At 53.1% G+C, this 2435-nt stretch carries 4 protein-coding genes and 1 pseudogene; all 5 read right to left on the bottom strand.

Going from position 1 to position 2435, the window contains the following annotated elements; all coding sequences use genetic code 11:
* Positions 1-177: 177 nt before the first annotated feature.
* Entirely contained in the window at positions 178-408 is a 231-nt protein-coding gene (locus ABD014_RS00045; RefSeq protein ID WP_343855719.1) for a hypothetical protein, read from the bottom strand.
* Positions 405-1568 carry a DNA cytosine methyltransferase gene (locus tag ABD014_RS00050; protein WP_343855721.1) on the bottom strand — a complete coding sequence of 388 codons (1164 nt, stop codon included), beginning with the start codon at positions 1566-1568 and terminating at the stop codon, positions 405-407. Before ABD014_RS00050 ends, ABD014_RS00045 begins: the two co-directional genes overlap by 4 nt.
* Before the next feature lie 29 nt (positions 1569-1597).
* Positions 1598-2008 carry a hypothetical protein gene (locus ABD014_RS00055; RefSeq protein WP_343855724.1) on the bottom strand — a complete coding sequence of 137 codons (411 nt, stop codon included), beginning with the start codon at positions 2006-2008 and terminating at the stop codon, positions 1598-1600.
* A complete protein-coding gene (locus tag ABD014_RS00060; protein ID WP_343855726.1) occupies positions 2005-2175 on the bottom strand; it encodes a hypothetical protein in 171 nt (56 codons plus the stop codon). Before ABD014_RS00060 ends, ABD014_RS00055 begins: the two co-directional genes overlap by 4 nt.
* Positions 2163-2435 (bottom strand): annotated as a pseudogene (locus tag ABD014_RS00065) (adenylate kinase); the annotation flags it as partial. The gene ABD014_RS00060 and the pseudogene ABD014_RS00065, both read right to left, overlap by 13 nt.

Here is a 2435-nt window from a genome sequence, read left to right on the forward strand (position 1 = left end):
TAAAATGTCCGAAGCCGCGGTGTCACCCTTAAAGCGAGCGGAGGAAATGCGATGTCGGTCGCGGAGTAGCGATTTAACTCCTGCAGCCGAATCTAGTGTATATTTAACGGAATAAGTGCGTTCCTTTTTCGCGGTGTCTACTTTTACATGTCCGATAGTTATCGTCTCCTTTTTCGCCTATTCAATCGTCCCATCCGCGCCAACCACGCCGCGCTCTTTAATCGTGCAACTCTCGATATATGCGTGTTCGCAATCGGCGTGTACCGTGTGATAATGCGTGTACATTTCCGTAACCTCGTCACCTTCGTAAATCTCGCCGCCGCACCACGCACACTCACCGACAACTTTCGGCTCATCACGCGGCCCCGGCGGTGTGAAACGATATTCCGGTGTTCCGTCGCTAATCATGCCGCAGCCTCCAATTCCGGAGTTTCGGACGGAGGATTGCCTGTTTCCTCCGTCAACTCCGCAAGAGCTGCGTTAAGTTGCTCGGCGAGCGCGACTCCGATCTTATAAGAGACGCGCGACGCGACTCCGTTACCAACGATCCTGTACTGCGCAGATAGCGAGATGGAGTCAGGAAGTACGTACCAGTCAGGAACGGATTGGATGCGGAGGCACTCGCGGACAGTGAAGCGGCGCGGCTGCGGCTTCGTTTCCGGATGAACGAACGCCTTTCCCTCGTTTGCAATTCGACCAAATATCGTAGGTGAAGCATTGTCCCACTCATTAACACGGAACCCGAAGCCGCCTGTTCCTCCGCGTCTTTCGTAACCCTCTAGCGCCTTATTACTGATGTCCTTCCGTTCGTGATTCTCATATTGAATTACGTTTGCATCTCGTTCATGCGGTTTGTATCCTGCAGGCATAGGTCTGTTACAATGCGCGCGTACTGCTGGCGCTGGCTCAGAGGAGCCATACACACCACGCCTTCCGTAATTGCGCGGGTGACTATAATAGTAATCGCTTGGCTCCGGCAAATCCCCGATAACATCCCGTAGCACTTGTGTTCGGTACTCTTCCGCACTTGGCTCCGGAAACTCGAACGTAAATCCGAGGTCTTTGCGTATACCAACGGCGATTACGCGCTCACGCTTCTGTGCTACGCCGTAATCCCAAGCGTTAACTACGCGCCACGATACGTTATAATTAATCGAATCAAAATGCGCAAGAAGAGCATCAAACGTGGCGCGATGCTTCTTAGATACGAGCCCTTTAACGTTTTCAAAAACGAAGGCTTTCGGCTGCTTTCTCGCTATAACTCCGAGGTATGTCCAGACAAGTTTACCGCGCTCGCCCTCTTCGCCTGCGCCTGTTCCTGCAACGGAATAGTCCTGACATGGCGGCCCTCCTGCGATAACGTCCGAATCTGGAATGAGCAACTGAATCGCTTCGTCCGTAATGTCTCCGCATACGACGTGATCTCCGATGTTATGCGCGTAGGCTTCTGCGGCGCGTTTATCAAAATCGTTAGCAAACTCTATATCGTAGCCTGCCGCCTTGAGCCCGACAGCCATAAGGCCACCGCCGCAGAACAGTTCTGTAACCGTCAGCCCGTTCGACGGCAATTGTGGTGTAACGTTATATTCTCGGATTTCTATCGTCTCCTTTCGTTCCTCATAGAAGCAATTAGCCCGCCAGGAACGCCGTGATTACCGGCAACAACTGTCTTTGCTGGCTCGTCCAGTCTCGAAGCCGAGTGTCCAGGATATTCGCGCATTGGAACGCCGCCAACGTGATTTTCCGTAACGACCGCCTCCTCTCTTCTGCCCGGATGCAGTTGACATGTTGCTTTAGCCATTGGAGCGGCCAAAATGGTTAACGCCGGTCCGTCCCACGTCATACGTCTAAGAAACGTCGTCTGGCCGCCATCGCTGTTTAGCGCGCCCTTCATAAAAGCTCGTTGATCTTCCGGATCGAGGCTGCGCCAATTACCTCCGGGCGGAATCTTTTGCGCAAATGGCCGTTCGTCATTCCGTAGTCCATAACCGTAGTGATTCGCAATCAATTGATCACCTCACTTTCGTTATTCACCGAATCACCGTCCGAAAGTCCTTGCGCGTCTCTATACATTTCGATCCTTCCGAGAGCATACCCGCGCTGGAATCCGGCTTCATACGCGCGGTCAATAGCTTCGCGAATAACCTCGTCATATATTTCGGTCAAGCTGCGCATTGTTGATCTCCGAGCGATGCGATAATCTCGTCAATCTGCGCATACAACTCCGCAAGCGATCCGCTGTTATCCACTGTAAAGTCTGCCGCGAAGCTATCGAGCGCCGTCTCCGTGCCGTGCATTAGGTCGGAGTATGCGAAGCTGTCGCCCGATTCGATTGCGCGCTGAATACGAAGGGCGTCCGGGGCATCGACGCGGATTAACGAGTAGCCTGCGGCCTTGAGCGCTGAAAATTCGTTTGGCTGCCTGCAATCCGTAAT

The sequence above is a fragment of the Paenibacillus motobuensis genome (genome assembly GCF_039521865.1).
GTDB lineage: Bacteria > Bacillota > Bacilli > Paenibacillales > Paenibacillaceae > Fontibacillus > Fontibacillus motobuensis.